This is a genomic window from Proteiniclasticum aestuarii, assembly GCF_017368455.1.
GTDB classification, from domain to species: Bacteria; Bacillota; Clostridia; order Clostridiales; family Clostridiaceae; genus Proteiniclasticum; species Proteiniclasticum aestuarii.
The window spans coordinates 316,526-342,096 of sequence record NZ_JAFNJU010000001.1; the positions used below are offsets into that span (position 1 = coordinate 316,526).

Consider the following 25,571-nt stretch of genomic DNA (forward strand, 5'->3'; position numbering starts at 1 on the left):
CCTATCTTCTTCTATCACGAATGATCAGTAACCTTACAAGTGTCATGATGGATGAGAACGCTGCGGCCACATACGTGAGCGCTGCCGCATCCAGTACTTTCTTGGCCTTGGGCACTTCATCGGCTGTCAGAATCTGATATTCTCCAAGTACAGCCAGCGCTCTGCTGGACGCATTGAATTCCACAGGCAGTGTAAACAGCTGGAACAGCACCACTAGAGAGAACAGCACGATACCGAGGCTGATCATGCCTGTAAAGCCGAATATCAGACCGATGATGATGATGATCATGGAAAACCTTGATCCGAAGGATGCGAAAGGCACCATGAAGGATCTCAGCTTCAGCGGTCCGTAGTCCACCTGGTCCTGTATGGCATGCCCAGCTTCATGGGCTGCTACACCAGCGGATGCGATGGTTGGTCTGCCGTAGACATCTGACGAGAGGCGCAGCACTTTCTTTCTAGGATCGTAGTGATCCGTCAGGTTTCCAGCCACTCTTTCAATGGACACATCCTGAAGGCCGGAGCGGTCCAGTACCATTCTGGCCACTTCAGCACCAGTCATGCCGCTTTTTAACCCCTCTCTCGAGTATATATTATAAGCGCTCTTGATCTTGCTCTGAGCATAGATCGATAAGATCATCGCCGGAATCAGCAGCAGAATAGTCGGATCCAATCCATAAGGCACTATCATTATTCAACACTCCTTTTAAATTTCTTCGCTGTGATCTCATTCCCGTTGAGAAAATCTCTCACAAGCATAGGTTTCTTTCCTGGATACTGAAGCTTAAGTATCAGAAGGATTCCGTCCCCGGTAGCCACCTGAATCCCTTTCGGGGAAACCTCAAGAATGGTTCCCGGCTCACTCCTTTGTCCCTCGAGCACCTCTGTTTCCAGTATTTTCACTTTATTTTCTTCAATATAAGAGAAGGCTCCCGGTACAGGAGACAATCCTCTCACCAGGTTATGGATCTCTCTTGCAGGCTTTTCCCAGCTGATTTCGCAGGTTTCTCTAGTTATCAGCGGTGCATAGGTGGACGCTTCATGATTCTGCTTCACCGGGGAGATATTTCCACTTTTCAACCCCTCCATGGATTCAATGAGCAGCTTCCCACCACGGCTGCTGAGCAGATCATGAAGGACTTCCACATTCATCTTATCATCCAGCACGACTTTGTCTGTCAGAAGCATATCTCCAGTATCCAGCCCCTTATCCATCAGCATGGTTGTGGATCCGCTATCTGCATGCCCTTCAATGAGCGCGAAGTTCAGTGGAGCTGCTCCTCTTAATTTCGGAAGCAGACTGGCATGCAGATTGATGCAGCCGTATCTGGGGATGGAGAGAACTTCCTCACTGAGAATCTGGCCATATGCGACAACGATGATGAAATCAGGTGCCAGACTTCGTATTTCCTCGATGACTTCCCGGTCATTGCGCAGCTTCACCGGCTGCAGGACTCTGATGTTTCTTTTCAGCGCCTCTTCCTTCACCGGTGAGAACTGAAGCTTCTTTCCTCTGCCTTTCTGCTTGTCCGGCTGCGTCACCACCAGGTCTACACCGTAGTGATCATCAATCTCTTTCAGGGAAGGAACCGCAAAATCCGGTGTGCCCATAAAAACAATCTTCAAATCCATTACTCCTTCTCTGTGTAAGTGAGACTTACCAGAAGTTCCTCACTCTGCTCTTCAGGCTCAAAATCCTCATCCACTTCCACCAGTTTATCCGTAAACAATACACCATCCAAGTGATCCAGCTCATGCAGAATGCATCTTGCCAGAAGATTTTTCGCTTCAATGACGAACTCTTCATTCTTTTCATTCATGGCCTTCACTTTGACATATTCTGGTCGTTTCACTACACCAGTCTCTCCTGGGATGGAAAGGCACCCTTCCACATCCAGATATTCTCCTCTGGTCTCCAGAATCTCAGGATTCACGAAACACAGCCTGATATCTCCTATGCCGACGGTGAATATTCTCTTCAGGATGCCCACCTGTGGACCTGCAAGACCTATGCCGTCTTCACTGTCCATGGTGTTGAACATGTCCTTCACCAGAGTCTGAAGTCTCGGGGTCATCTCCTTCACAGGTTTTGCTGTTTTTCTCAGTACACTATCTGGTACCAGTCTTACTTCTCTTAATGCCATCTTTTCTTTTCTCCTATTTCTAAATTTACATCATACTGTTCGGATTCAGATCCATACTGACTTTGATGTCCTTATACACGGGCTTCATCTCCTGCTGAATGAGGTTTCTGATTTCCAGTGCCGCTTCATCATGGATCTCTCCTTTAATCAGTACCTGCCACCTGTAATTGTTTTTGATCTTTGAAATGATACATGGGCTGGGTCCTAGTAAAATCATATTATCATATTTTGTCAAATGTTTTCTTAAAACTCCACCAATAGATTGTATATTTTTGATTAATAGGTCTTCCTTCTCCGAAGTGAATACCAGATAGAAAAGTCTGGAGAATGGCGGATTGTTCAGCGCTTGCCGCATTTCCACTTCTCTTCTGTAGAACCCCTTGTAATCATGGGACTGTGCGGAAGTGATGGCGAAATTGTCGGGACTGTAGCTTTGTATGATCACTTCACCTGGTTTATCCCCTCTTCCCGCACGCCCTGCAACCTGAGTAATCAGCTGAAATGTCTTTTCAGATGCCCTGTAATCCGGCATGTTCAGTGACAGATCCGCAGCCAGAACGCCCACCAGTGTCACGTCTTTGAAATCCAGACCTTTACTGATCATCTGCGTACCGATGAGGATATCACATTCGTTGTTCTTGAAATCATTGTACATGAGTTCATAGGAATTCTTCTGCCTGGTGGTATCTCTGTCCATTCTCATGACACGGGCATCCGGGAAAAACTTTCTTACAGACTCTTCCACTTTTTCCGTGCCCGTTCCAAACTGCTTGATGTATTTCGACTGACATGCCGGGCAGGTTTTGGGCAGATATTTTCTGGCTCCGCACTGATGACACATGAGAGAATTGTCTCTGTGGTGGGTCATGCTGATATCGCAGTTCTCGCACTTAAACACATAGCCGCAGGATCTGCAGGAAACAAAGGTGGAAAATCCTCTGCGGTTGAGAAACAGGATGATCTGCTCTTTCCGCTCCAGCCTTTCTTTCATTTTTTCCAGAAGTGTTCTGGAGAAAATGGACCGGTTGCCGCTCATGAGTTCATCCCGCATATCCACAATTTCCATGGAGGGAAGCACACTCCTTGTAGCTCTGTTCTGCAGAGTAATCAGTTCAATTTCCTTTTTCTCCGCGCGGTGGAAAGATTCCACCGATGGTGTGGCGGATGCCAGAACCAGCTGACCATCCTGTTTTTCCATCATAAGCTCCGCCACTTCCCTGGCGTTGTATTTGGGATTCATTTCTGATTTATAGGTACTCTCATGCTCTTCGTCAATGACCACAAGCCTGAGGTTCTGAAACGGCAGAAACAGAGCCGAACGTGCGCCGATGGCGATCTTCACTTTTCCGCTTTTCACTCTGTGCCATTCATCATATCGTTCTCCATCACTTAATCTGGAGTGAAATATGGTGATGTCTTTCCCGAATCTTCCCTTGAACCGTTCAATCATCTGAGGTGTCAGACTGATTTCCGGTAGAAGTACAATGCTGTCATAGCCCTTCTCTATGTTCTGACGGATCAGTTCCAGAAAAACTTCCGTCTTACCCGAACCTGTAATTCCATGAAGAAGATAGGTTCCAGGAGCACTTTTTATCTTTTCCACAGCGTGAAGCTGCTCTTCGTTGAGATTTCTGGCCTTATACTCTTCATATTCTTCTATGTTGTATCGATACTCATTTTCACTCATTACCGACAGGAATCCATGCTTCAGAAGTGTGTTCACGGAGCTTACGGAAAATCCTGCCTTGGACAGGTCCGCTTTGATGAGTTTTCCCTGATTTGCTTTCACATAGCTAAGTATGGATCTATATTGATCTTTATCGTATCTTCCTTCAGCCTCTTTCACAAAGTATAACTTTTCACTGGTCTTGTATTTCATCCCGCTGAGAATGCCTCTTGGAATCAGAAGCTTGATCACATCCAGATAGGATGCCAGATACTTTTCTCTCAGGACCTCTATGAAAGCCACCTGCTCTTCGTCAAAATAGGTTTCGGGATATACGCTTTGAATCTCTTTCAGTCTGGAGACTCCTTCAGGCGCTTCATCCGTGACCCTCATGACAAATCCGTCTATTCTCTTATTGCCCTGACCAAAGGAAACCTTGACTCTCTGACCTACAGAAACCGTTAGGTTCTGAGGTATTCCATAAGTAAAGATCCGATCCATGGACAGCGCCTCGTTGTTCACCACTATACCAGCATAAGACATCTTCTCACCACCTTCATAACCTATTAATTATAGCATCAATTTCCCCCTGCTTCCATTCTCACCTGTTTCAGGTATCCTTCTTTCCTGTCACCGCTCTTCCTTATCCGGCGCTGTAAGGATTCTGTCACACTAGAAGATGGATTTCATGATATAAATAATTAAAACCCACAACGCATTCTGGAGGATTTACCATGTTAAAATCATCAAATTCGAAAAAATACATCATTTTGGGTCTGCTTATCGTCATTGCATCCATTATCTCCCTGTATCAGATCTTTCTGAAGGATGAATCCCTCTTGGTATTTGAAGGAACCATCATAAGTATGGATACGAGCGGAGAGACCGCTACCCTTCTTGTTGACGGCAGAAGACTGAACCAGCCCGAAAATGGAGGCGCAGACACCATCATCAGCTATCTCATCGATGCAGACACAAGAGTCATCGCCGATAATGCCGAAAGTAATCTGGATACGCTGGCAGTGGGAAACCTCGTGAAGATCGAAGGACCTGATGTCCTTCGCACAAGTTATCCAGCCCAGGCGGATGCAGACAGAGTGATTCTCCTTCGTGAAGTTTCAACGGATATTCTTATAGAAGGTGAGCTGATGGAGATATCGGAAAGCGCTTCAGACGGTTTCACCATCCTTGTCAGGGGATCCGTCACCGGATATGGAGATTCCAGCGAAGTCTATGTCCGCGTTCCGGAGAATGCCTATCAGTCCCATGGACCTGATCAGCTGTTTTCTGAAGGAAGCAGCGTACGCATACTCATCGATGGACCGCTGGCAGAAAGCTACCCCATGCAGGGGACCGCTTCCTCGATCATCCAGATAGAAGAGAACTGAAAAAAAAGAGATCTGATGAATCATAACATCGGATCTCTTTTTCATTTACCTGCCCCGGTTCTACCTAGAATTTTCATCCCTCGATGACTTTCTTCAGTTTGTGTGTGGACTCTTCCCTTTCCTTCATGATGAAATGCTGAAATCGGATTCGAAGGTTGTCTTCCTCTTCGGAAGTCTCAAAGGAAGACAAGATCTTATGGTGCACATCCGCATCATGGATCTTACCCGCCACATCCTGTATTTTCTTCAGGTGCTCCACTCTTTTCACTGCAAGATCCCCCAACGTGTCCACCTTGCTTTTCAGTGTGTAGATGATGTTTTTCGCAAGGACTCTCAGATCATGCACCTCTTTCACCGATTCAAAGTCAAGATTCGTTTCCATCTCGAAGTACCGCTCCATAAGATCCTGATATCTGTCCACAACGAATGTTTCATTCTGTATGTTTAGCTCACAGGCGGATGCTTTAAAGATCCTCTTCCCATAGCCAAGTAGCATCTTCAGCGTGTCCTCGTAGAGAATTCTGAACTCTATGGGGTCCATCTTCTCATTCTTCTCTTTAAGAAATCTGCACTTATCCAGTTCTCTCTCATTCATTTCTGTAAATAGCTTCTTTTCTACTGACGAAAGCTGTCTGCTGAAATCCTCTGCGCTTTTGAGATACATATGCCTCGTTCGCAAGGAACCGAAATTCCTGAGAAGCATCTTGAGACTGCTGAGCAGAGCCTTTCTCTTCTTCCTCCTCAGCAGAGGCTTATAAAAGAACAGCAGAGAAATCAGTTTTCTCATATGGATGCGAAGTTCGTGGATGATTTCTTCCAGTTCCTCCTCATCGGGATTGGCTCGTAGTTTGACAAGCAGCTGATCTTCTGCAAGAAAAATCACCTTGGCTTCTTTCTGAAACTGGTCTATGATCGTATTTTTCATTTTCATCATTTTCACCCGACTTCACATCACTTTTTTCAGTATGCAGAAACTTTTTCTGACATTTTTCACAGATTCTGGTACTTTCATCATAGTTTTTATTATTATGGATATCAAGAATTTTCCCTATTGTTATTCAATTATTTATAGTTATGACGGTTTTGTAAACGATGTTCATTGATAAATGGTAATATATCACCCCTATTGCCACTATGGTAAACATTTACCATCATATCGGTTTTAAAATAATCGATGTAAAAATATTATTGACTTATTCTTATTAGAATGATAATATCACTTCAAGATAAAAATTAATAAATAAATTACAGAAATGTTGACGAAGAAAAAACTGCTTTAGTGGATCCACAGAGAATCGGACAAGCTGAGAACCGATGTGAAACTTGCAGACAATACATCACTTCCGAGTTTCATGACTGAACTTACAGTAAGTCATGACGCTGACCAGCGTTATAGGGTTAGGGTTTGATCGAACCTGAAGAGATGATGTCAGTGATGGCATCATGAAATAAAGTGGTACCGTGCTTTTGCACCTTTATTATGTTCTACATAATAAAGGTTTTTTTTATACAAAAGAAATTATCAAAATGATGGAGGGAACACAAATGAAAAAAGGAATGAAATTATTCACAGCAGGACTCTTGTCTTCACTTATGCTTGCCGGATGCGGCGCCAAGGAATCTGTAGGCGATGGCGATACTGTAAAACTGGGCCTCAATTATGAATTGTCCGGAAATGTATCCACCTACGGAACCAGCCTCGTCAACGGAATCGAATTCGCAGTGAAGGAGATCAATGAAAAAGGAGGCGTACTTGGAAAGCAGATTGAACTGGTGAAAGTGGACAACAAATCATCAGGAGAAGAAGCAGCCAACGTCTCATCCAGACTTGCAACGAGAGATAAGGTTGTAGCCATTCTCGGACCTGCCACTTCAGGTAATACAAAGTCCGCACTTCCACCTGCGGAAGAAAACAAGGTGCCGCTGATTTCAGCCTCCGCCACTGCCGATGATGTCACCTTAGATGCCAACGGCAATGTTAGGCAGTATGTCTTCAAGACCTGCTTCAGCGATTCGTTTCAGGGTGTCACCATGGCAAACTTTGCTGCAAAGGAACTGGGTCTTCTGAAGACCGCCATCCTGAGAGACAACACTTCGGATTACAGCCAGGGACTCACCGATGCCTATAAGGGCACTTACGGTTCACTTGGCGGAGAAATTGTGGCAGAGGAAGCCTATCAGGCAAAAGATACAGACTTCAAAACACTTCTGACCAACATCAAAGCATCCGAACCAGACGTACTGTTTGTACCAGGATACTATGAGGAAGTCGGTCTCATCATCAAGCAGGCCAGAGAGCTCGGCATGGATATGCCCGTTCTTGGTGCAGATGGTTTCGATTCTCCGAAGCTTCTGGAAATCGCAGGTGCGGATAATCTGAACGGAACCTACTACTCCAATCACTATTCCTCCGGTGATACATCTGAAGACGTTGTGGCATTCAAGACTTCCTTCAACAAGGAATTCGGTGCAGACCCAGACGCTTTCAACGCCTTAGGCTATGATATGGCCTATATGGTGGCAGATGCGCTGGAAAGAGCTGGAGAAGTGGACCGCGAAAAACTGAAAGAAGCTCTGGAAGCCACCGAAAACTTTGAAGGAATCACAGGAACACTGTCCATCGATGATTTCCACAATCCTGTCAAGGCAGTGACCATTCTTGAGGTGAAAGACGGTGTCCCAACCTACCTCATGAAGCAGCAACCATAAAACAGACCACAAGGATAGGGCTGCCTGGTATTTAGGCAGCCTCTACTCCATTTAAAGGAGGTTTCATCTTGGAACAAATCATACAGCAGCTGATAAACGGAGTATCTCTCGGAAGCATCTATGCACTCATCGCCCTTGGATATACCATGGTATACGGAATCATAAACCTCATCAACTTCGCCCATGGAGATGTACTGATGATCGGCGCATACATCGGGTTTGCCCTGACGGGCATTTTCGGTTTTTCTTTCTTCCCTGCCCTGATCACATCCATGCTGGCTTGCGGGATTCTGGGTATGGTCATTGAAAAGGTGGCTTACAAACCCTTAAGAGGAGCATCGAGAATCTCCAATCTGATCACCGCTATCGCAGTCTCTCTGTTTCTTCAATACGGCATGATGTATTTCGTGGGGCCGGAAAGCAGAACCTACAAGGAAGTGCTTCCCTCTTCCCAGATCAGCGTCATGGGGACTGGTGCCGTCATCGATATCAAAAGCTTCTACATCATCGGCATCACGGTCATGCTCATGATCATTCTCATGTACATCACAAACAGAACCAAAATCGGCAAATCCATGAGAGCCCTTTCTCAGGATAAGGATGCAGCGGAGCTCATGGGCATCAATGTGAATAAAACCATCTCCTATACATTCTTCATCGGATCCGCACTTGCAGGCGCTGCGGGCGTGCTGATCGGCGTCTATTACAGTACGCTGAATCCCCTGATGGGCGCAACGCCAGGGCTGAAGGCTTTCGTGTCCGCCGTAATCGGTGGAATCGGAATCATTCCGGGGGCCGTATTCGGTGGTTTCTTTCTGGGTCTCATCGAGACGCTGGTCAGTTCCATCGGTGGTTCACTTTATAAAGATGCAGTCGCTTTTCTCATCCTGATTCTGGTCCTGCTCATCAAGCCCACAGGGCTCATGGGCTATAAAGAACAGGAAAAGGTATAGGTGGTAAGATGAAAGAATTAATCAGCAGAAACAATATCATAAAGATCATGATGGTTCTTGCCGTCTATCTACTCGTGTACCTGATGATGAATGCAGGAATCATTGATTCCTATATATTTCTCAACATCGTCAGCATCGGAATCAATATCATCCTGGCGGTGAGCCTCAATCTCATCACCGGTTTCACCGGTCAGCTGTCTCTGGGTCATGCTGCATTCATGTCCATCGGAGCATACGCATCCGGGATTCTCACCGCGAAGCTGGGACTCCCCTTCATTGTGGGTATACTTGGCGCAGCCCTTGCTGCAGCCCTTGCAGGTGTGCTTATTGGCGTTCCGACACTGAGACTGAAAGGCGACTATCTGGCCATTGCTACCTTGGGATTCGGAGAGATCATCCGAATCATCGGTCTCAACTGGAAGTACATCGGAGGGGCCATGGGACTTAATGACATCCCCAGATACACCAACTGGACCTGGCTTTTCGGGATCATTGTTCTGACAGTTGTGGTGATCTCCAATTTCCTTTCCTCCTACAATGGCAGGGCTGTCATCTCCATCAAGGAAGATGAGATCGCATCCACTTCCATGGGTGTGAATACAAACTACTACAAAGTACTGGTATTCACCATCGGTGCGCTCTTTGCAGGCATCGCAGGTGCCCTCTATGCGAACTACTTCTATTTCATCAAGCCTGATTCCTTCGGATTCATGAAATCCGTGGATATCCTTGTCATCGTCGTACTGGGCGGACTGGGAAGCATCCGAGGTTCCATCCTGAGCGCCATCGCTTTGTCACTGGTGTCTTTGTCGCTTCAGGGCATTCCCGAACTGAGGATGGTCATCTATGCGGTGATACTTTTCATCATGATGGTCTATAAGCCGCAGAGAATTCTGGAACCGATCAGAAAACTTGTAAGAAAGGAGGCATGAAATGGCACTGCTTAACGTAACAAAACTCACAAAAAACTTTGGCGGCGTAAAGGCTGTCACAGATGTGGACCTGGAAGTGGAAGAAAACACCATCACCGGAATCATCGGACCCAACGGTGCAGGAAAGACCACCTTTTTCAATCTCCTTACGGGAATCTACAAACCCAGTTCGGGAGACATCATCTATCACATCAACGGTGATGTGACCAGTCGCATGCTGAGACCACAGAAAATGACGAAGTATGGTATTGCAAGAACCTTTCAGAACATCCGTCTGTTCAAGGAAATGACCGTTACAGACAATGTTCTTCTCGGCTATCACTGCAACCTTTCCTATGGCGTTTTTCCCTCCGTGCTGAGACTTCCCTCCTATTTCAGAGAAGAAAAGAAAGCCATGGAAAAAGCCCATGAACTGCTGAAGATCTTCCACCTCTATGATAAAAGAGACGAGAAGGCGAAGAATCTCTCTTATGGAGACCAGCGTAAGGTGGAGATTGCAAGGGCTATGGCGGCAGACCCGAAGATCCTTCTTCTGGATGAACCAGCGGCGGGCATGAATCCCAATGAAACAAAGGAACTCACAAAGCTCATTAAATGGGTGCAGGAAGAATTCCAGCTTACCATCATCCTCATCGAACACGATATGTCACTGGTCATGAAATTATGCGACAAGATTTTCGTCTTTGACTACGGTCATCTCATTGCTGAAGGAGATCCGGAAAGCATACAATGCAATGAGCAAGTGCTCAAGGCTTACCTGGGAGGTGATTACGTTGCTGAAGCTAAGTAATCTTTCCGTTCATTATGGGGCCATCCAGGCCCTAAGAAACATCTCCATGGAAATCAATCAGGGTGAAGTGGTCTCCCTCATCGGTGCAAACGGATCGGGAAAAACCACAACCCTTCGCACCATTTCCGGTCTGGTCAGAAAATCCTCCGGTGATATCCTTTATGAAAACAAGGATATTTCCAGAAAACCCGCCTCTGACATCGTGAAAATGGGACTTTCGCATGTTCCGGAAGGAAGAAGAATCTTCCCCAGAATGAGTGTCTATGAAAACCTTGAAGTCGGTGCCATCACCAGAAAAGACAAGGAAGGGGTGCAAAAGGACTTCAAGCGCTCCTTTGAACTGTTCCCTCGACTTCTGGAAAGAAAACATCAGATGGCTGGAACGTTATCCGGCGGAGAGCAGCAGATGCTCGCCATCGCACGCGGACTGCTTTCAAGGCCCAGACTTCTCCTCCTGGATGAGCCTTCCATGGGACTTGCTCCTCTCATTGTGGAAGAAATCTTCACGATTCTTCGTGACATCAATGAAACCGGCACCACCATTCTTCTGGTGGAGCAGAATGCGAATCTGGCACTTAATTTTTCCGATCGTGCCTACATCCTGAAAAACGGAATCATAGACCTGCAAGGGAATTCTAAAGATCTTCTCCATAATGAAGAAGTCAGGAAAGCCTATCTGGGTGCATAGAAAGAAGACCGGCAAGAGATTCATCAATCTCTCATCGGTCTTCTTTCATGTCCGATTTTATTCGGTGTCATGTCGTTATTACAGGTTGCATCTGCATCAAAGCGCCCCTATGCCAGTCTCTGTCAGGTGTATGGGTTGCCATTCTGACGCTATGCATCAAAATCAAAGAATTCCTCCTGCGGGACATTGAATTCTTCGTGAATCGTCTCCGTTTTCACAGAATAGAACAGAGAACCCAGCACCACGACTATGATGAATGGCAGGAGTACGGCTATGGCAAGTATCGCAATGAGGGACCTGTTCCCTTTCTTGACCGTTCTCTCTCTATAGGGATTGTCCTGGTAATGATCCAGCTCTTTGGCGCAGTTGGGACAGACTTTGTAGTGGGGCTCCACCGCCGTGCCGCAGTCAGGGCATCTTTCCTTCAGATTCGCTCCGCAGGATGGACAGGTCATGAATTCTTGCCTGACCCGTTCTCCACAGTTGGCGCAGGATAGAGAGGAATAGTTCTCTCTGAAAATAAGATAAATGATGAGCCCCAGAAGTGAGGGCACAAATACAGCAACGATGGTCCATAGTAGTGCATTCATCCCTCTCTCGCTGGCATCCCGATAGACATAGACACCAATCATGATGGGAATGACGAAAATGAAAAGCAGTATGATCAGCAGTGGGATAGTGGATAGTAATATACTCATGGGTAAAGAGCCTCCTTATGGTTGATGTGTAGTTTATTTAATCCGTAGAAGAGGATAATCACGGATAGACTAACAATGATGAAGAGGACAGCCGTAAGATTCACCGCCCATAGTGGAAGTGCAGCTGCGACCCCTAGTAGAAATGACATGGCGTAATTGAAAAGAATCACAGCCAGAGTTGTCATGACCATGATGACTTTCCTTTCCTTCTTCTCTTTCGAGATCCTTAGAAGCTTCTTCCTGTCGTAGAAAGGCTCGACGATGAACACCTCCTTCCGCTTCTCTGAAACTCTCATATCATCAAAAGCATTTCTGATCAGCCGGTCAAAATCCTTATGCTCATTCATTGGTAAGTTCCCTCCTTAACTCTATTCTTGCCGCATGCAGCCTGGACTTCACAGTCCCTTCTTTTATACCGGCAAGCACAGCGATTTCTTTTGTTGTATACCCTTCATAATAGTGCAGAACGACAATCAGTCTCTTTCTGCGATCCAGATTCTTCAGTGCTGAAAGGAGATCTTCCCGCACTGGATCTTCCTGCCGGTATTCTGCATGATCAAGAATATACTCTTTGCGCTCATTGGATACGAAATCAGAGAACAGATGCTCCACAGCCCGCTTTTTCAGCAGGCTGCGATAGACATTGACGCAGACTTTTGTAAGCCATGGGTAAAAGGGCTGCTTCCGATCATAGGAGTCTATTCCCTTCAGGACTTTCAACCAGGTCTCCTGATAGAGTTCTTCCGCCCTGTGATGGTCTCTCTCCAGCTTCAGGCACAGATAATAAAGCCTTTTCCCGTATTCTTCGATACATGCATCAATCATTCCGTCACCCGCCTTCAGCTTCTTCCTTTTATCTATATATACTCCAGTTTATGGCAAAAGGTTCATTTTTATAATGAAAAACTAAAAAAAATTCAAAAAAATCATAAGTCATACGCTGACTTATGATTTTTTCATGCCCATATTTATTCTGTCACGCTGTCCATAATGGCATCCAGGATGCCGTGGGCTGTATCCTCCTTGGACAATTCGCCCAGATCTTTTTTCAGACCACTCTTTCCGATCAGAATGACCCTATTGTGATCCTGTCCAAAAACCTTACCCTCTGAAATGTCATTGGCTGCAATGAAATCCAGATTCTTTCTGGTGAGCTTGTCTGCAGCATACTTCTCCAGGTCCTGGGATTCGGCAGCGAAACCGATGAGGATCTGGTTCTTCTTCTTTGCCCCCAGCCCTTTCAGAATATCCTTGTCTTTCACCAGTTCCAGTATCAGAGAAGACTCCTCTTTCTTGATCTTGTCCTTTGCCACTTCTTTCACCTTGAAGTCGGAAACCGCTGCAGCCATGAATACCAGATCGGCGGAATCGAAGTGCTCATTTACTGCACGGTCCATGGCTTCATTGGTAAGTGCCTGGATCTGTTTCACGCCCTGAGGTACACTGCATGTGATATGCCCGGTTATGAGAATCACTTCCGCGCCACGGTCTCTAAGCGCTTCCGCAAGAGCGATGCCCATCTTTCCGGAAGAGCGGTTCGTCAGAACCCTCACGGGATCCACAGGCGCTTCTGTGCCTCCTGCAGTGACGATAACTTTTTTACCATCATAATCTTTCTTTGGATAAAGAAGTTTCATGATCTCCTCGAAAATGTCATCAACCAGAGCAAGCTTTCCTTCTCCTACATCCCCACAGGCAAGTCTGCCTGCGCCGGGCTTCACAAAAGTGAATCCAAGCTTCTTCAGTTTATCGATGTTCTCCTGAACCATAGGACTGGCATACATCTGGGTATTCATGGCAGGTGCAATCAGAACCTTAGCCTGAGTGGCCATGATGGAAGTTGAAATCCAGTCATCCGCAATGCCGTTTGCGATCTTTCCGATCATATTCGCCGTCGCCGGAACCACCGCAAACACATCCGCTTTCTGAGCAAGGGAAATATGAGCAATCTCAAATGCCTTGGGTTCATCGAACATATCCGTGATGACGGGATTCTGGCTGAGACTCTGAAAACTGAGCGGGGTGACGAATTCCTGTGCCGATTTTGTCATGGCTACATCCACATCGATATTCTGCTTTTTCAGCCGTGAAACCAGTTCAAGGGCTTTATAGGCGGCTATGCCCCCTGTTACGCCCAGCACAACACTCTTCATCTTATTTCACACCATCTTTTAGTGTTTCGTATTCTATAAGCCCTGCATTCACTTCATTAACTGCACTGGACAGCGGATTCACGCTGGTTCCTGGCAGAAGCGGTTCCTGTCCGTCTATGAGCTGTCTGGCTCTTCTGGAAGTGATGGTCACCAGTCTGTACCTGTTCTCTACTCTGTTTAGTAATTCTGTTACTGATGGATCGATTAATGAACTCATTATAATTTTTCCTCCTTAAGGGTTAATATCTCATTGGAAACACGAGTGACTCGGCATTTCTCAGCTCTGACAATACATATCAGATCCTGATAAGCCTGCTCCACTGTGTGATTGGTGATGGCATAGTTGTATTTGTTCACATAGTTGATTTCGTTATACGCCGACTTGAATCTGGTCAGAAGCGACTCGGGTGTTTCACTGCCTCTGCCGATGATCCTGTTTCTCAGTTCGTTCATGGAAGGTGGAAGTATGAAGATGAAGATCCCTTCCGTGGTATTCTCCTGCACATTCAGTGCACCCTGAATATCGATTTCCAGAATCACATCCGTACCTTCACTGAGTTTCTTCTCCACCTCAGCACGCGGTGTGCCGTAATAGTTCCCGTATACCTCGGCATATTCCAGAAATTCATCGTTCTCTATCATGGCCTTGAATTCTTCCCGGCTCACGAAGTAATAGCTTTCTCCTTCGACCTCACCCGCTCTTGGCGCTCTGGTGGTCATGGATACGGAATTCCATATATGATTTTCACAGTTTTTCTTGTATGCATCACATACGGTTCCTTTACCTGCTCCTGAAGGTCCTGATATGACCAGGAGTAATCCTCTACTCATCTATACCTACCTCATCCACAATTTCGTCTTTCGTCTCCAGTCTGTGCGCTACAGTTTCCGGCTGTACCGCAGAAAGAATGATATGATCCGAATCCGTCACGACAACGGCTCTTGTCCTTCTTCCATATGTGGCATCAATGAGCATGCCTCTTTCTCTTGCTTCCTGAATGATCCTTTTTATAGGAGCGGATTCAGGAGATACGATGGCTACAATCTTATTCGCTGACACGATATTCCCAAAACCTATGTTAACAAGTTTAATATTCATGACCTCACCCCTACTCTATATTCTGCATTTGTTCTCTGATTTTCTCGATCTCATTTTTGATGAGAAGCACGTGATTCGTGATCTCGATATCCACGGATTTCGATGCCATGGTGTTGGCTTCCCTGTTCATCTCCTGTGCAAGGAAATCCAGTTTTCTGCCCACAGGTACGCTTTCATCCAGAAATCTTTCCATCTGGTCCATATGAGAAAGAAGTCTAGTAATCTCCTCATCGATGCTTGCTTTGTCCGTGTACAGTGCGATTTCCAGAGCCAGTCTGGATTCATCCACCGGTACGGATTCCAGAAGCTCTGTGATCCTGTTTTCAAGCCTCTCCTTATACAGCGGTATGACTTCCTTATCCTTCTCTTTGATCTTCTCCACAATCTTTCTGATCTCATCCGCCTTGACCAGCATATCGTTTTTAAGGGATGCTCCCTCCACTTCTTTCATCTCCAGCATCTTCCTGGCAGCCTCATTCACCGCTTCTGCCATGAGGGTCCAGATTTCTTCGATATTCTCCTCTTTCTCTTCCGTGAAGACCACATCAGGGAATCTGGAGACCAGTGAAACGGAAATATCATCTGCGAGCATAAACTCATCCCGCAGGTTCTTCAGTATATCCACATATCCTTTGGCCAGATACTGATTGGATTTCACCACCGTATCTTCCTTGGCGTAATTTCTGTATGTGATGAACACATCCACCTTTCCTCTGGAAAGATACCCTGAAATCACTTTTCTCACACGATCTTCCACAGGCATGAGACTCTTGGGCATCCTGATATTCATATCCAGATATCTGTGATTGACCCCTCTCATCTCCACAAGAAAACTTCTCTTTCCGTCATCCACCATGGCTCTTCCAAAGCCTGTCATGCTTTTTATCATCATAAGCCTCCAATTTATCACTTCATTATATGCTTTACCGTGCAGTGTATCAAGCATTATCCGAATCTTCCAGATAGAGATCCTTCTCAAACCATTCTCTGACATCTTCCGGATCATCGTAAATGGAAAGGGCTACCATGAGCTTTATTCTTGCTTTCTGACCAGGCAGTGCATCTCCGAATATGACGCCCATGTTTCTCAGATGCTTTCCTCCACCCTCATATCCATAACTGCCGAAGACACGTCCTTCATAACACCTGGATACAATGACCACATGGACTTTTTGGGATAGCGCATAGCGTATGCCTTCGACCATCTGCGGCGGAACATTACCTCGTCCGAAGGCTTCGATGACAATCCCTTTCGTTCCCTTATCCACAAGAAATTTGAGATAGGAGGAGTCCATCCCTGCCACGGTTTTCACCAGCTCCACATTGGAGACCAGGTGATCAATGTCATGAACCTGCCTGATGTCATTGCTTCTGTAATAGATGACACGATTGTTGTCCACGATGCCCAAGGGACCAAAAGTCGGCGTTCGAAATGCGTTCAGTGACAGTGAATTGGTTTTAGTTACTTCCTGGGCCGCATTGAGTTCCCCATTGAGACAGACAAGCACTCCACGATTTCTGGATTCCTTGGAGGATGCCGTGACTATGGACTGAGCCAGATTGGATGGACCATCATATCCGAGCTCTGAACCGGAACGCATGGCTCCTGTGAATACGATGGGTATCTCCGTATCGATGGTCAGATCAAACAGGAATGCTGTCTCTTCCAGCGTATCTGTTCCATGGGTGATGACCACACCGTCGGGCTGATCATCTTGGATCACCTTCAGGGTGAATGCTCTCAGCTCCATCATCTTCTCCAGCGTCATATGGGGACTGGGAAAAGAGCTGAAGTTATAGGAGATGACCTCCGCATGCTTTTCGATTCCGGTGACCATGTGCATGATTTCTTCTCCGGTTAGAGAAGGCACAGCAGCCTTGATCTTAGGGTCCACTTTCATGGAAATGGTACCCCCGTTAAAAATCACAATAATCTTCTTCATCGCTTCCTACTCCTCTTTTCTTTTCTCTGCAAAATACTGATAGAAGTAGGTCAGAATTCTACCATTGTAGAGTTTTCTGTTCTTATGGGCTTTCTTTCCGAATGCTTTCTCGAAACCATCCAGTGCGGAGAGGATATACATGTCAAAATCCTCGTTCACCGCCTTGTCACGGCCCATCTTCTCCATGAGACGCACAATATTCTCTCTTTCACCCAGTCGCTCTCCGTAAGGAGGATTGGTGATGATTGTCACATTCCGGTCTGTGTATTTCAGATTCATGAAATCCTGATGATTGAAATAGATATTCTTGAATACGCCTGCCTTCTTGGCATTCATCTTTGCCGTGGAAAGCACGTAGGTGTCATTGTCATATCCGGTGATGGAGAGCTTCAGGGATTTCACCTGATTCCTGGCCCCTTCTCTCACCTGATCGTACACATCTTCCGGAAACCCGGGCCAGGATTCTGACACGAATTTACGGTCCACATTCGGTGCGATATTGCGCGCGATCATCGCTGCCTCAATGAGGATGGTGCCCGAACCGCAGAAAGGATCGATGAGGGGTCTTGTTCCATCATATCCGGAGATCAGAACCATTGCGGCGGCCAGTGTTTCCTTCACAGGCGCTGCTCCGGAATGTTCCCTGTATCCTCTTCGATGCAGGCCTTCCCCGGATGTATCCACGGTGATGGTCGCAATGTCCTTCAGAAGTGCGATTTCAATCTTGTAGACCGCTCCGGTTTCCGCAAAGATTTCACGGTCGTAGGTCCTCTTCATGGACTCCACCACTGCCTTCTTCACGATGCTCTGACAATCTGGAACACTATGGAGCTGGCTTCTCACAGATTTTCCGACCACGTGCATTTTTCCGCTTACGGGAATCAGCGCACAGAAATCGATGGCCTTAGTTCCCTGAAACAGTTCCTCGAAAGTGACGGCCTTAAACTCCGCCAGCTTGATCAGTACCCTTTCAGCGGTTCTCAGATGAATATTGCAGATGGCGATATCCATCTCATCTCCATCAAACTCGACTTTTCCGTTTTCCACCTTAAGATCCTCATATCCTAAAGCTTTCAGTTCATTGGAGAGTATTTTTTCTATGCCGAAGGCACAGGTGGCAATGAGTCTGTAATCCATTCTTTATTCTCCTTTAAGTGTCAAAGAGAGCGGACAGTGATCGGATCCCATGATGTCGTTGTATATGGTCAGATCATCCACATCCTCCAGCACGTTTTCCGATACGACAAAGTAATCTATTCTCCATCCTGCATTTCTGTCTCTGGCACGGAACCTCTGATCCCACCAGGTGTACTTCACTTCTTCCGGATTGCGCGCTCTCCATGCGTCCACATATCCATGGCTCAGGAGCTTCGTGAACCAGTCTCGCTCAATCGGCAGAAACCCAGAGGTCTTCTGATTGGTCTCCGGATTGGCAAGGTCAATCTCATTGTGGGCCACATTGAAGTCTCCTGTGATAATGACTTTTTTCCCTGATTCCTTCAGTGCATCGAACTTCACAAGAAGATCATCATAGAATCTCATCTTGTAAGCGAGTCTTTCCTCTCCTCTGCCCCCATTGGGGAAGTAAATGCCAAAAATCGCATAGTCGCCCACATTGACCTGAATCACTCTTCCTTCCGCATCATATTCCTCGATTCCTGACCCTTTGATGATTTCATCCACAGGAATTCTGGTATAGACCGCTACAGAAGAATATCCTTTTCTGACTCCCGAGTGCATGGTCAGGGTATAACCCAGCTCCTTGAGATAGATCTCCTCAACCAGCTGGTCCTCCTGCATCTTCGTCTCCTGGATAAAAAGAATATCCGGATCCAGTTCCATGACACTTTCCTTGAATCCTTTCTTCATGATGGCTCGTAATCCGTTCACGTTCCATGATACTATCTTCATTCGTTACCTTCCTTTATGAATATATCCACTGCGTTTCTGCCGTCCACTTCTTCCAGCATGACCTTGATCAGCTCATTTCTGGAAGTAGGCACATTCTTTCCCACATAGTCTGCTCTGATGGGCAGCTCTCTATGCCCCCTGTCTATGAGTACAGCAAGCTGAATGCTTTTCGGTCTTCCGTTTTCCGTTACAGCATCAAGAGCCGCTCTTACAGTACGGCCAGTATAGAGCACATCATCCACAAGAATGACCTTCTTGTCTTTGATCGGTACATCAATCTGCGCGTTCTTGATCATCGGTGTTTCATAATCCTCTTCCAGGTCATCCCGATACAACGTGATATCCACGCTGGATACAGGAATTTCGGCATCCTCAAACTTCCTGATGTTTTCCTGTATTCTCTCTGCAAGAGGTACTCCTCTTCTTTTGATGCCCACAAGAACAATGTCCTTGGTTCCCTTATTCTTCTCCACTATTTCATGAGAGATTCTTACAAGGGCTCTTTCTATCGCCTTCTCGTCCATGAGTCCCGCTTTAAATTCCATAAGCTGCCATAGAAGCCTGCTTCTATGGATGACACCACCTTTTCCGTTTATTTTATCATCTATATTTCTTGTTTCGATTCATTCTATATCATCTTATTATACTAAAACATCCCAGCATAAGGCTAGGATGTGTTCATATTTTGTTAATATTATTCACTTTTTGTTTTTATTTCTTCTCCATACGATGGAGTTTCATGAGATATTCCTTGAATTCCTGATGCACCGGTGTTCTGAAAATCATGTATCCCTTATGAGGCGTTTCGAAACCAAGCGTTGCCGCATGAAGAAGCTGTCCTTTTATCGTTTCCTTCTTATGCCCATATACATAGTCTCCCACCAGCGGATGATGCACCGAAGCCATATGCACTCTGATCTGATGGGTTCTTCCTGTCTCCAGTTTAGCCCTGATCAGTGTGAAGCCCTTATATCTTCTGACGACATCATAATGGGTCACTGCGCGCTTTCCATCCTCCACGATGGCCATCTTCATTCTGTCTTTTCTGGAACGGCCTAGAGGGGCATCAATGGTGCCATGGTCTGTTTTCACATTGCCATGAACCAGGGCAAGATACTCCCTTTTCATGGAATGGTCCTTCAGCTGGGCTGAAAGATATCCATGAGCGAAATCATTCTTCGCCACCACCAGAATGCCTGTCGTGTCCTTGTCAATACGGTGCACGATGCCCGGTCTTAGAATCCCGTTGATTCCGGACAGGTCCTTCACATGATAAAGAAGCGCATTCACCAGGGTATCATGATAATTCCCCTGGGCGGGATGCACCACCATGCCCTTCTCCTTATTGACCACCACCAGATCTTCATCCTCATAAAGAATATCAATGGGAATGTCCTTGGCGCTCACTTCCAGTTCTTCCAGTTCAGGAAGCTCCAGTAGGATGCTCTCATCCTCCTGCACCTTGTAGGAGGACTTCCTGATCCTGTCTTCCACCGTGATGCATTCTTTCTCAATGAGTTTCTGAATGTAGGATCTGGAGAGATCCGGGAGTTTCTCCGTGAGATAGACATCCAGCCTTTTCCCCTGTGCTTCTGCTTCTACAATATACTGCAGCTCTTCCACGCTAATCCACTTCCTTCAGAATATAGATTACAAGAAGTCCCGTGCCGATGGTGATGCATATATCGGCCACATTGAAGGAAGGAAAATAGTAGACGTCCTTCCAGTGCCAGGATATGAAATCCACCACGAAACCGAATCGCACACGGTCAATGAGATTACCCACCGCACCAGTGAGTATCAGGCCTGTGCTTGCGGTCAGAAGCCAGGTCTTCTTCTTTGCTTTATAGTAGTTAAACAGAAGGACACCCATGATGACCAGGGTCACCGCAGCCAGAAGATACGCTCTTCCCTGAAAGATGCCAAAAGCCGCCCCTCTGTTCTCCAGGTAGGAAAAATCAAAAAATCCTTCTATGACCGTGATATCTGCTTTTCCTTTCAGGGTATCCACTGCCCATATTTTTGTGAAATAGTCCAGAACCAGTCCTATGATAATAATTGCGTAGATCATCTCAGCCTCCAAATTTCGTTCGTATGATGCATAATTTCTTCCAGTGTATGAATGTCTATGGTCTGCTGACTGTCGGAACAGGCTTTATCGGGATCCACGTGGGTTTCGATGAGCAGCCCGTCCGCTCCCGCCATGATCCCTGCTAAAGCCATGGGCTTCACAAGATCACGCACCCCTGTGCCGTGACTGGGATCCACAATTACTGGTAGTCTCGAATTTTTCTTGAGGTACGCTACGGAATTCAGGTCCAGCGTATTTCTCGTGGTGGTCTCAAAGGTTCTGATTCCCCTCTCGCAGAGAATCACCTGATCGTTTCCAGTATTCAGGATGTACTCCGCAGCACTGACCCACTCGTTGACCGTCGCACTGAAGCCTCGCTTCAGAATCACTGGTTTTCCAAGCTTGCCCACCTCTTCAAGAAGCACATAGTTATACATGTTTCTGGAGCCGATCTGGATGATGTCCACCACATCCTTGGCTTTCTCTATGTCTCTCACATCGAGAATTTCTGTGGATATCACCATCTGAAATTCCTTCTTGATCACACGGAGAATTTCAAGCCCTTCGCCTTTGAGTCCCTGAAAATCATAGGGTGATGTTCGGGGCTTGAAAGCTCCTCCTCTTAATATATCCACACCCAAACTTTTCAGATTCCTGGCGATGTTTCTCATGGTGTCCAGATCTTCCACAGAACAGGGTCCCGCAAAAAACACAGGGTCTTCCGAGATGATTTTATTCCCGATTTCAATTTTCACTTTGCCTAATGACAGGTCCATTGTCTTTTGTATCATGTCCTACTCCAATATCACGGTCAGAGCCTCAAGAATTTCCTCTTCCTGAACCACGACCTTTATTTCAGGTTCACCAATCTCACGTAAGAGTGTAAACCTCATATTCTCATCGTTTTTCTTGTCCTTTTTGATGGCCTCCAGAAGTTTTTCCGCTTCGGCACTGATTGTTCTCTTCAGGTCATATTTATCCATGATTTTTCTTACCACCTGATCTGCCTGTGGATCCAGTCCCAGTTTCATGGTGCTGAGGTAAATCTCAGCAAGAATTCCCAGAGCCACTGCTTCTCCATGGGTCAGGGTCCCTTCCAGGACACTTTCTATGGCATGACCCACATTGTGTCCGAAGTTCAGTGCATTCCGCTTCCCTTTGTCCTCGTAATCCGCCTGCACCAGTTCGCTTTTGATGCAGAGCCCAGACAGGATGTACTCCTTCATGGGTAGATGGAAGAGATCTCGTTCAGTTGCGGAAAGATCCTTGAGCATCTGCTGGTCTCCGATCAGACCATATTTCAGTATCTCCCCCAGCCCACTCTTCAGTTCCCTTTCTTCCAGGGTCTTCAGAAAGTCCAGGCAGATGATGATCTTTTCCGGTTTCCGGAAGGCGCCGATATAGTTTTTGATGCCTCTGAAATTGACGCCGCACTTCCCGCCGACGGAACTGTCGCACATGGAAAGAAGCGTCGTTGGCACCATGTTGAAAGGAATGCCTCTTTTGAAGGTAGCCGCGACATAGCCTGCAAGGTCTCCCGTGACCCCTCCGCCTATGGCGACAAGGGTCTGACTCACATGATGCTCAAGCAGAAAGTCATAGATGTTCTCCACTTCCAGAAGGTTCTTGTTTTTCTCCGATGCCTCAAAAAGATACACCGTCTTTCCTTCTAAAAAAATCTTCAGCTCTTCTGTCACCTGGAGAAGTTTTCTGTCCACGACAAAAAGCGCATCTTCTGGAAGCTTTACAAAAGTGCGATCCAATCCATCTGTAAATTCAATTTTCTCATTGAAAAACAGTTTCTCTTCCATAACATTTTCCTTTCAAAGGATATCTTATCACATGGAGACTCCCTTCACAAGAAAAGAGACTTCTCTTAAAAAGTCTCTCTCCAAACTCCTGTATTCAGCCTTTTATTTCCACTTCTTCCTCATTGAAACCACTGTCGCCATAGACGGTTTTGTCTCTGGAACCCTTCTGTTCCAGAAGACCTTCCTGAGGAGACAGTCCCGCAACTTTCAGTGAACTGGTCCCCAGGGTACCTCTTTCAATCTCCTCAGACGCTGAAGTGAAGGAACTCATCTGGCTTTCCATGAAGTTCAGCACTCTCATTTTGAAGTTGCTGAATTCCATCCTGTATTTCTCATACTCTCTCTTTAAATTCTCGTTGTCCTTATTGGTGTTTTCAATAATGGCCTGGGCTTTTGCCTGCGCATTCTCAAGGATATGTTCTGCTTCTCTCTCCGCCTGATTCTTTGTGGCATCTGCTGTATTCTGTGCTAATACCAGGGTGCTCTGAAGCGTTTTTTCAAGATTGGCATAATACTCGATCTTCTCGTTGAAACCTTCAATCTTTTCTTTCAGACTTGCATTTTCCCGATAGAGGGCTTCAAAATCCTCTACAATCTCATCCAGAAATTCGTCCACCTCATCTGTGCTGTAGCCTCTCATGGTTCTTTTGAAATCCTTATTGGTTATTTCTACGGGTGTGATCTTCATGTTCTGCCTCCTCCATACTGAAAATTATTCAAATTTATAAAATATGACCCTCAGATTCCCTTTCTGGGTCGTCCCGATGATTTCTCCGATTTTAAACTTTCCTTTTCTTCTGACGGTGATGGTATCTCCCTCTCTTATTTCCTTAGCCTTATCTCTTGTTTCATTGTAATTCAAGAGCACGAGCCCTTTCTGGATCATCTCCAGCGATTTGCTGCGGGATGTTCTGGCAAGCTCAGCTACAACCACATCAAGTCTCAGGGAAGCGATGACCGCCTCTCTTTTCACCAGATTTGGCTTAAGAAACAATACTTTATCCTCATACTCATGGAGTGTCAGCTTCACATTGCACCTGCCGATCTGATTGAGATTATTCAGTATATAGTCCGCCATGTCTCTGAATACGATCAGATAGGCCCGATCCTCTTTCACAAAAACATCGCCGAACTTCTCTCTCAGAATGCCTAAACTCATGACCGCACCCAGATAATCCCGATGAGAGAGCTCTGTCTGATGATCAATATTCTCAATTTCCACGATGGCCAAAGGGTTAACCCCGTTCAGACCATTGGCGAAAATTCTTCTCTCGAAAAAGTCTTCCCCCAGCACCTCTATTTCCCTGTATTCTTTCATGGCCAGAATTCTGTTCCAGACTCCTGGCGTATAGAATTCATCCGTATGATAAAAGAAGCTGAAGCTCTTTGCTCTTTCCAAAGACTCAAAGAGCTTCGCCATTCTATAGGAATCCTCTTCCGAAAAGGTTTTGATGAACCCTTTTCTATCCATTATTTCCAGTTCAGAAACCCTTTGATAGAGCTTTCTTCCTTCTGATCTCTTGTCACTTCAACCATAGATGGAGATAGAACGTATACACCGTTTTCCACTTCCTGCAGGTCGCCGGAAAGAGCATAGGTTGCACCTGCAATGAAATCCAGCAGTCTCTGCGCCGTCCTTGGTTCAAGACTTGACGTATTGACCACAACGATCATATTCGCTTTCAGACTCTCGCAGATCTGTGGAGCCTCGTCAAATGTGTTGGGTTTGATGATATTGACTTTCGTATTATTCCCATGAAGACTCACCACTTTATTTGGCTCCTTCGTTTCTCTTCTTCTGCTGAGGATGGAGTAGCTTTCTTTAGGCTCTGCGATCTCTTCTTCTTCCAGCTCTTCCATTTCATAATCATCATACATTTCCTCGTCTTCAAAGCCCATCATGTTTTTGAATGAAGTCATAATTTTACCCATTATTTTTCCTCCTTATGAATCTAATAATTTCTGGATCCGAAAATCCCAGTACCGACTCTTATCATGGTAGATCCCTCCTGCATGGCTGTCTCGTAATCCGAAGACATCCCCATGCTGAGAATCTCCATTCTGAAATGCTCCTTTTCATGCTGTTTGAGTTCCATGAACACCTCCTTCATTTTCCTGAAGTACTGTCTGTTTTCTTCAGGGGTTCCCTGTGGAATAATTGCCATCAGTCCTTTGACATGGATTCTATTAAGGTTTTTCAGCTCATCCAGGAACCCTGGCAGATCCTTCAGAAGAATCCCTGCTTTCTGAGGTTCTTCTCCAATATTGATTTCGATCAGTGTATCCACCGTAAGATTCATTTTTTCTGCTCTCTTGTGAATTTCAGCTGCCAGAGACGATCTGTCCAGTGACTGAATCAGATGGGTCTTTCCCAGCACCTTTCTGACTTTATTGGTCTGCAGGTGACCGATGAGATGCCATCTGATGTCCTTCGGCAGCACATCATATTTGGCTTCGATTTCCTGCACTTTATTTTCTCCGAAATCCCGGATGCCCATCTCATAGGCTTCCATGATTTCTTCGGGTGATTTTGTTTTTGATACGGCGATGAGGGTCACACCCTCTAATAGGGTATGCCTCACATGTTCGATGTTTTCTCTGATGCTGTTCAAATA

31 protein-coding genes and 1 other annotated feature are annotated in these 25,571 nt (G+C 46.0%); of the genes, 6 read left to right on the forward strand and 25 right to left on the reverse strand.

Annotation, left to right across the window (positions count from 1 at the left end; all coding sequences use genetic code 11):
• Position 1: 1 nt before the first annotated feature.
• Genes J3A84_RS01555 through priA form a run of 4 tightly spaced genes read right to left on the reverse strand, consistent with a single transcriptional unit; the run spans position 2 to position 4,353 of the window.
• Entirely contained in the window at positions 2 to 691 is a 690-nt protein-coding gene (locus J3A84_RS01555) for a zinc metallopeptidase (RefSeq protein WP_207598235.1), read from the reverse strand.
• The gene (gene fmt, locus J3A84_RS01560; RefSeq protein ID WP_207598236.1) at positions 691 to 1,626 is read right to left on the reverse strand and encodes a methionyl-tRNA formyltransferase; all 936 of its coding nucleotides are present in this window, start codon (positions 1,624 to 1,626) and stop codon (positions 691 to 693) included. Before fmt ends, J3A84_RS01555 begins: the two co-directional genes overlap by 1 nt.
• A 5-nt stretch (positions 1,627 to 1,631) precedes the next feature.
• Complete coding sequence (gene def, locus J3A84_RS01565) at positions 1,632 to 2,144, reverse strand: peptide deformylase (protein ID WP_207598237.1); 513 nt, start codon at positions 2,142 to 2,144, stop codon at positions 1,632 to 1,634.
• A 25-nt stretch (positions 2,145 to 2,169) separates the two neighbouring features.
• Complete coding sequence (gene priA / locus J3A84_RS01570; protein ID WP_207598238.1) at positions 2,170 to 4,353, reverse strand: primosomal protein N'; 2,184 nt, start codon at positions 4,351 to 4,353, stop codon at positions 2,170 to 2,172.
• 191 nt (positions 4,354 to 4,544) lie between these two features.
• Between priA and J3A84_RS01575 the strand changes: the two genes are divergently transcribed.
• A complete protein-coding gene (locus tag J3A84_RS01575) occupies positions 4,545 to 5,198 on the forward strand; it encodes a hypothetical protein (protein WP_207598239.1) in 654 nt (217 codons plus the stop codon).
• A 73-nt stretch (positions 5,199 to 5,271) separates the two neighbouring features.
• On the opposite strand, the gene J3A84_RS01580 is transcribed toward J3A84_RS01575, so the two are convergent.
• Positions 5,272 to 6,129 carry a CHAD domain-containing protein gene (locus tag J3A84_RS01580; RefSeq protein ID WP_207598240.1) on the reverse strand — a complete coding sequence of 286 codons (858 nt, stop codon included), beginning with the start codon at positions 6,127 to 6,129 and terminating at the stop codon, positions 5,272 to 5,274.
• A gap of 316 nt (positions 6,130 to 6,445) precedes the next feature.
• Positions 6,446 to 6,678 (forward strand) — a binding site (T-box leader).
• A gap of 65 nt (positions 6,679 to 6,743) precedes the next feature.
• On the opposite strand from J3A84_RS01580, the gene J3A84_RS01585 reads away from it, so the two are divergent.
• The 5 genes from J3A84_RS01585 (at position 6,744) to J3A84_RS01605 (ending at position 11,270) form a co-directional block, all read left to right on the forward strand.
• Positions 6,744 to 7,907, forward strand: coding sequence for an ABC transporter substrate-binding protein (locus J3A84_RS01585; RefSeq protein WP_207598241.1), 1,164 nt, complete (start codon positions 6,744 to 6,746; stop codon positions 7,905 to 7,907).
• A 68-nt stretch (positions 7,908 to 7,975) separates the two neighbouring features.
• Complete coding sequence (locus J3A84_RS01590) at positions 7,976 to 8,860, forward strand: branched-chain amino acid ABC transporter permease (RefSeq protein ID WP_207598242.1); 885 nt, start codon at positions 7,976 to 7,978, stop codon at positions 8,858 to 8,860.
• A gap of 8 nt (positions 8,861 to 8,868) precedes the next feature.
• Positions 8,869 to 9,792, forward strand: coding sequence for a branched-chain amino acid ABC transporter permease (locus J3A84_RS01595; RefSeq protein WP_207598243.1), 924 nt, complete (start codon positions 8,869 to 8,871; stop codon positions 9,790 to 9,792).
• Between the two features lies 1 nt (position 9,793).
• Positions 9,794 to 10,582 carry an ABC transporter ATP-binding protein gene (locus tag J3A84_RS01600; protein ID WP_207598244.1) on the forward strand — a complete coding sequence of 263 codons (789 nt, stop codon included), beginning with the start codon at positions 9,794 to 9,796 and terminating at the stop codon, positions 10,580 to 10,582.
• Entirely contained in the window at positions 10,566 to 11,270 is a 705-nt protein-coding gene (locus J3A84_RS01605; protein WP_342590923.1) for an ABC transporter ATP-binding protein, read from the forward strand. Before J3A84_RS01600 ends, J3A84_RS01605 begins: the two co-directional genes overlap by 17 nt.
• Positions 11,271 to 11,419: 149 nt before the next feature.
• Here the strand turns inward: J3A84_RS01605 and J3A84_RS01610 are convergent, their stop codons facing one another.
• The 20 genes from J3A84_RS01610 to J3A84_RS01705 form a co-directional block, all read right to left on the reverse strand.
• Positions 11,420 to 11,968: a double zinc ribbon domain-containing protein gene (locus J3A84_RS01610; RefSeq protein WP_207598245.1), complete on the reverse strand. Its 549-nt coding sequence runs from the start codon at positions 11,966 to 11,968 to the stop codon at positions 11,420 to 11,422.
• On the reverse strand, positions 11,965 to 12,315 hold the full coding sequence (locus J3A84_RS01615) for a hypothetical protein (RefSeq protein WP_207598246.1): 351 nt from the start codon (positions 12,313 to 12,315) through the stop codon (positions 11,965 to 11,967). Before J3A84_RS01615 ends, J3A84_RS01610 begins: the two co-directional genes overlap by 4 nt.
• Positions 12,308 to 12,793, reverse strand: a complete 486-nt coding sequence (locus tag J3A84_RS01620) for an RNA polymerase sigma factor (protein ID WP_207598247.1) — start codon at positions 12,791 to 12,793, stop codon at positions 12,308 to 12,310. Before J3A84_RS01620 ends, J3A84_RS01615 begins: the two co-directional genes overlap by 8 nt.
• 143 nt (positions 12,794 to 12,936) lie before the next feature.
• A complete protein-coding gene (gene coaBC, locus J3A84_RS01625; protein ID WP_207598248.1) occupies positions 12,937 to 14,121 on the reverse strand; it encodes a bifunctional phosphopantothenoylcysteine decarboxylase/phosphopantothenate--cysteine ligase CoaBC in 1,185 nt (394 codons plus the stop codon).
• Between the two features lies 1 nt (position 14,122).
• Complete coding sequence (rpoZ, locus tag J3A84_RS01630; protein ID WP_242693922.1) at positions 14,123 to 14,338, reverse strand: DNA-directed RNA polymerase subunit omega; 216 nt, start codon at positions 14,336 to 14,338, stop codon at positions 14,123 to 14,125.
• Positions 14,338 to 14,952, reverse strand: coding sequence for a guanylate kinase (gene gmk / locus J3A84_RS01635; RefSeq protein WP_207598249.1), 615 nt, complete (start codon positions 14,950 to 14,952; stop codon positions 14,338 to 14,340). Before gmk ends, rpoZ begins: the two co-directional genes overlap by 1 nt.
• On the reverse strand, positions 14,945 to 15,220 hold the full coding sequence (gene remA / locus J3A84_RS01640) for an extracellular matrix/biofilm regulator RemA (RefSeq protein ID WP_207598250.1): 276 nt from the start codon (positions 15,218 to 15,220) through the stop codon (positions 14,945 to 14,947). Before remA ends, gmk begins: the two co-directional genes overlap by 8 nt.
• A 10-nt stretch (positions 15,221 to 15,230) precedes the next feature.
• On the reverse strand, positions 15,231 to 16,109 hold the full coding sequence (locus J3A84_RS01645) for a YicC/YloC family endoribonuclease (protein WP_207598251.1): 879 nt from the start codon (positions 16,107 to 16,109) through the stop codon (positions 15,231 to 15,233).
• A gap of 49 nt (positions 16,110 to 16,158) precedes the next feature.
• Positions 16,159 to 17,163: an asparaginase gene (locus J3A84_RS01650; protein WP_207598252.1), complete on the reverse strand. Its 1,005-nt coding sequence runs from the start codon at positions 17,161 to 17,163 to the stop codon at positions 16,159 to 16,161.
• A gap of 6 nt (positions 17,164 to 17,169) precedes the next feature.
• Positions 17,170 to 18,300, reverse strand: coding sequence for a THUMP domain-containing class I SAM-dependent RNA methyltransferase (locus J3A84_RS01655; protein ID WP_207598253.1), 1,131 nt, complete (start codon positions 18,298 to 18,300; stop codon positions 17,170 to 17,172).
• 3 nt (positions 18,301 to 18,303) lie between these two features.
• On the reverse strand, positions 18,304 to 19,074 hold the full coding sequence (locus tag J3A84_RS01660; protein WP_207598254.1) for an exodeoxyribonuclease III: 771 nt from the start codon (positions 19,072 to 19,074) through the stop codon (positions 18,304 to 18,306).
• The gene (gene pyrR / locus J3A84_RS01665) at positions 19,071 to 19,619 is read right to left on the reverse strand and encodes a bifunctional pyr operon transcriptional regulator/uracil phosphoribosyltransferase PyrR (protein WP_207598255.1); all 549 of its coding nucleotides are present in this window, start codon (positions 19,617 to 19,619) and stop codon (positions 19,071 to 19,073) included. The genes J3A84_RS01660 and pyrR overlap by 4 nt, the downstream gene beginning before the upstream one ends.
• A gap of 166 nt (positions 19,620 to 19,785) precedes the next feature.
• Entirely contained in the window at positions 19,786 to 20,697 is a 912-nt protein-coding gene (locus J3A84_RS01670; RefSeq protein WP_207598256.1) for an RluA family pseudouridine synthase, read from the reverse strand.
• Position 20,698: 1 nt separating this feature from the next.
• The gene (gene lspA / locus J3A84_RS01675) at positions 20,699 to 21,145 is read right to left on the reverse strand and encodes a signal peptidase II (RefSeq protein ID WP_207598257.1); all 447 of its coding nucleotides are present in this window, start codon (positions 21,143 to 21,145) and stop codon (positions 20,699 to 20,701) included.
• Positions 21,142 to 21,936, reverse strand: a complete 795-nt coding sequence (aroF, locus tag J3A84_RS01680) for a 3-deoxy-7-phosphoheptulonate synthase (RefSeq protein WP_207598258.1) — start codon at positions 21,934 to 21,936, stop codon at positions 21,142 to 21,144. Before aroF ends, lspA begins: the two co-directional genes overlap by 4 nt.
• Positions 21,937 to 21,939: 3 nt before the next feature.
• The gene (locus J3A84_RS01685; protein ID WP_207598259.1) at positions 21,940 to 22,956 is read right to left on the reverse strand and encodes a 3-dehydroquinate synthase; all 1,017 of its coding nucleotides are present in this window, start codon (positions 22,954 to 22,956) and stop codon (positions 21,940 to 21,942) included.
• Between the two features lie 94 nt (positions 22,957 to 23,050).
• Positions 23,051 to 23,644 (reverse strand): DivIVA domain-containing protein, encoded by a 594-nt coding sequence (locus J3A84_RS01690; RefSeq protein ID WP_207598260.1) that lies wholly within the window; start codon positions 23,642 to 23,644, stop codon positions 23,051 to 23,053.
• A 24-nt stretch (positions 23,645 to 23,668) separates the two neighbouring features.
• Positions 23,669 to 24,427: a YlmH/Sll1252 family protein gene (locus J3A84_RS01695; protein ID WP_207598261.1), complete on the reverse strand. Its 759-nt coding sequence runs from the start codon at positions 24,425 to 24,427 to the stop codon at positions 23,669 to 23,671.
• Positions 24,427 to 24,888 (reverse strand): cell division protein SepF, encoded by a 462-nt coding sequence (locus tag J3A84_RS01700; protein WP_207598262.1) that lies wholly within the window; start codon positions 24,886 to 24,888, stop codon positions 24,427 to 24,429. Before J3A84_RS01700 ends, J3A84_RS01695 begins: the two co-directional genes overlap by 1 nt.
• Positions 24,889 to 24,908: 20 nt before the next feature.
• A complete protein-coding gene (locus J3A84_RS01705; protein ID WP_207598263.1) occupies positions 24,909 to 25,568 on the reverse strand; it encodes a YggS family pyridoxal phosphate-dependent enzyme in 660 nt (219 codons plus the stop codon).
• Positions 25,569 to 25,571: the final 3 nt, after the last annotated feature.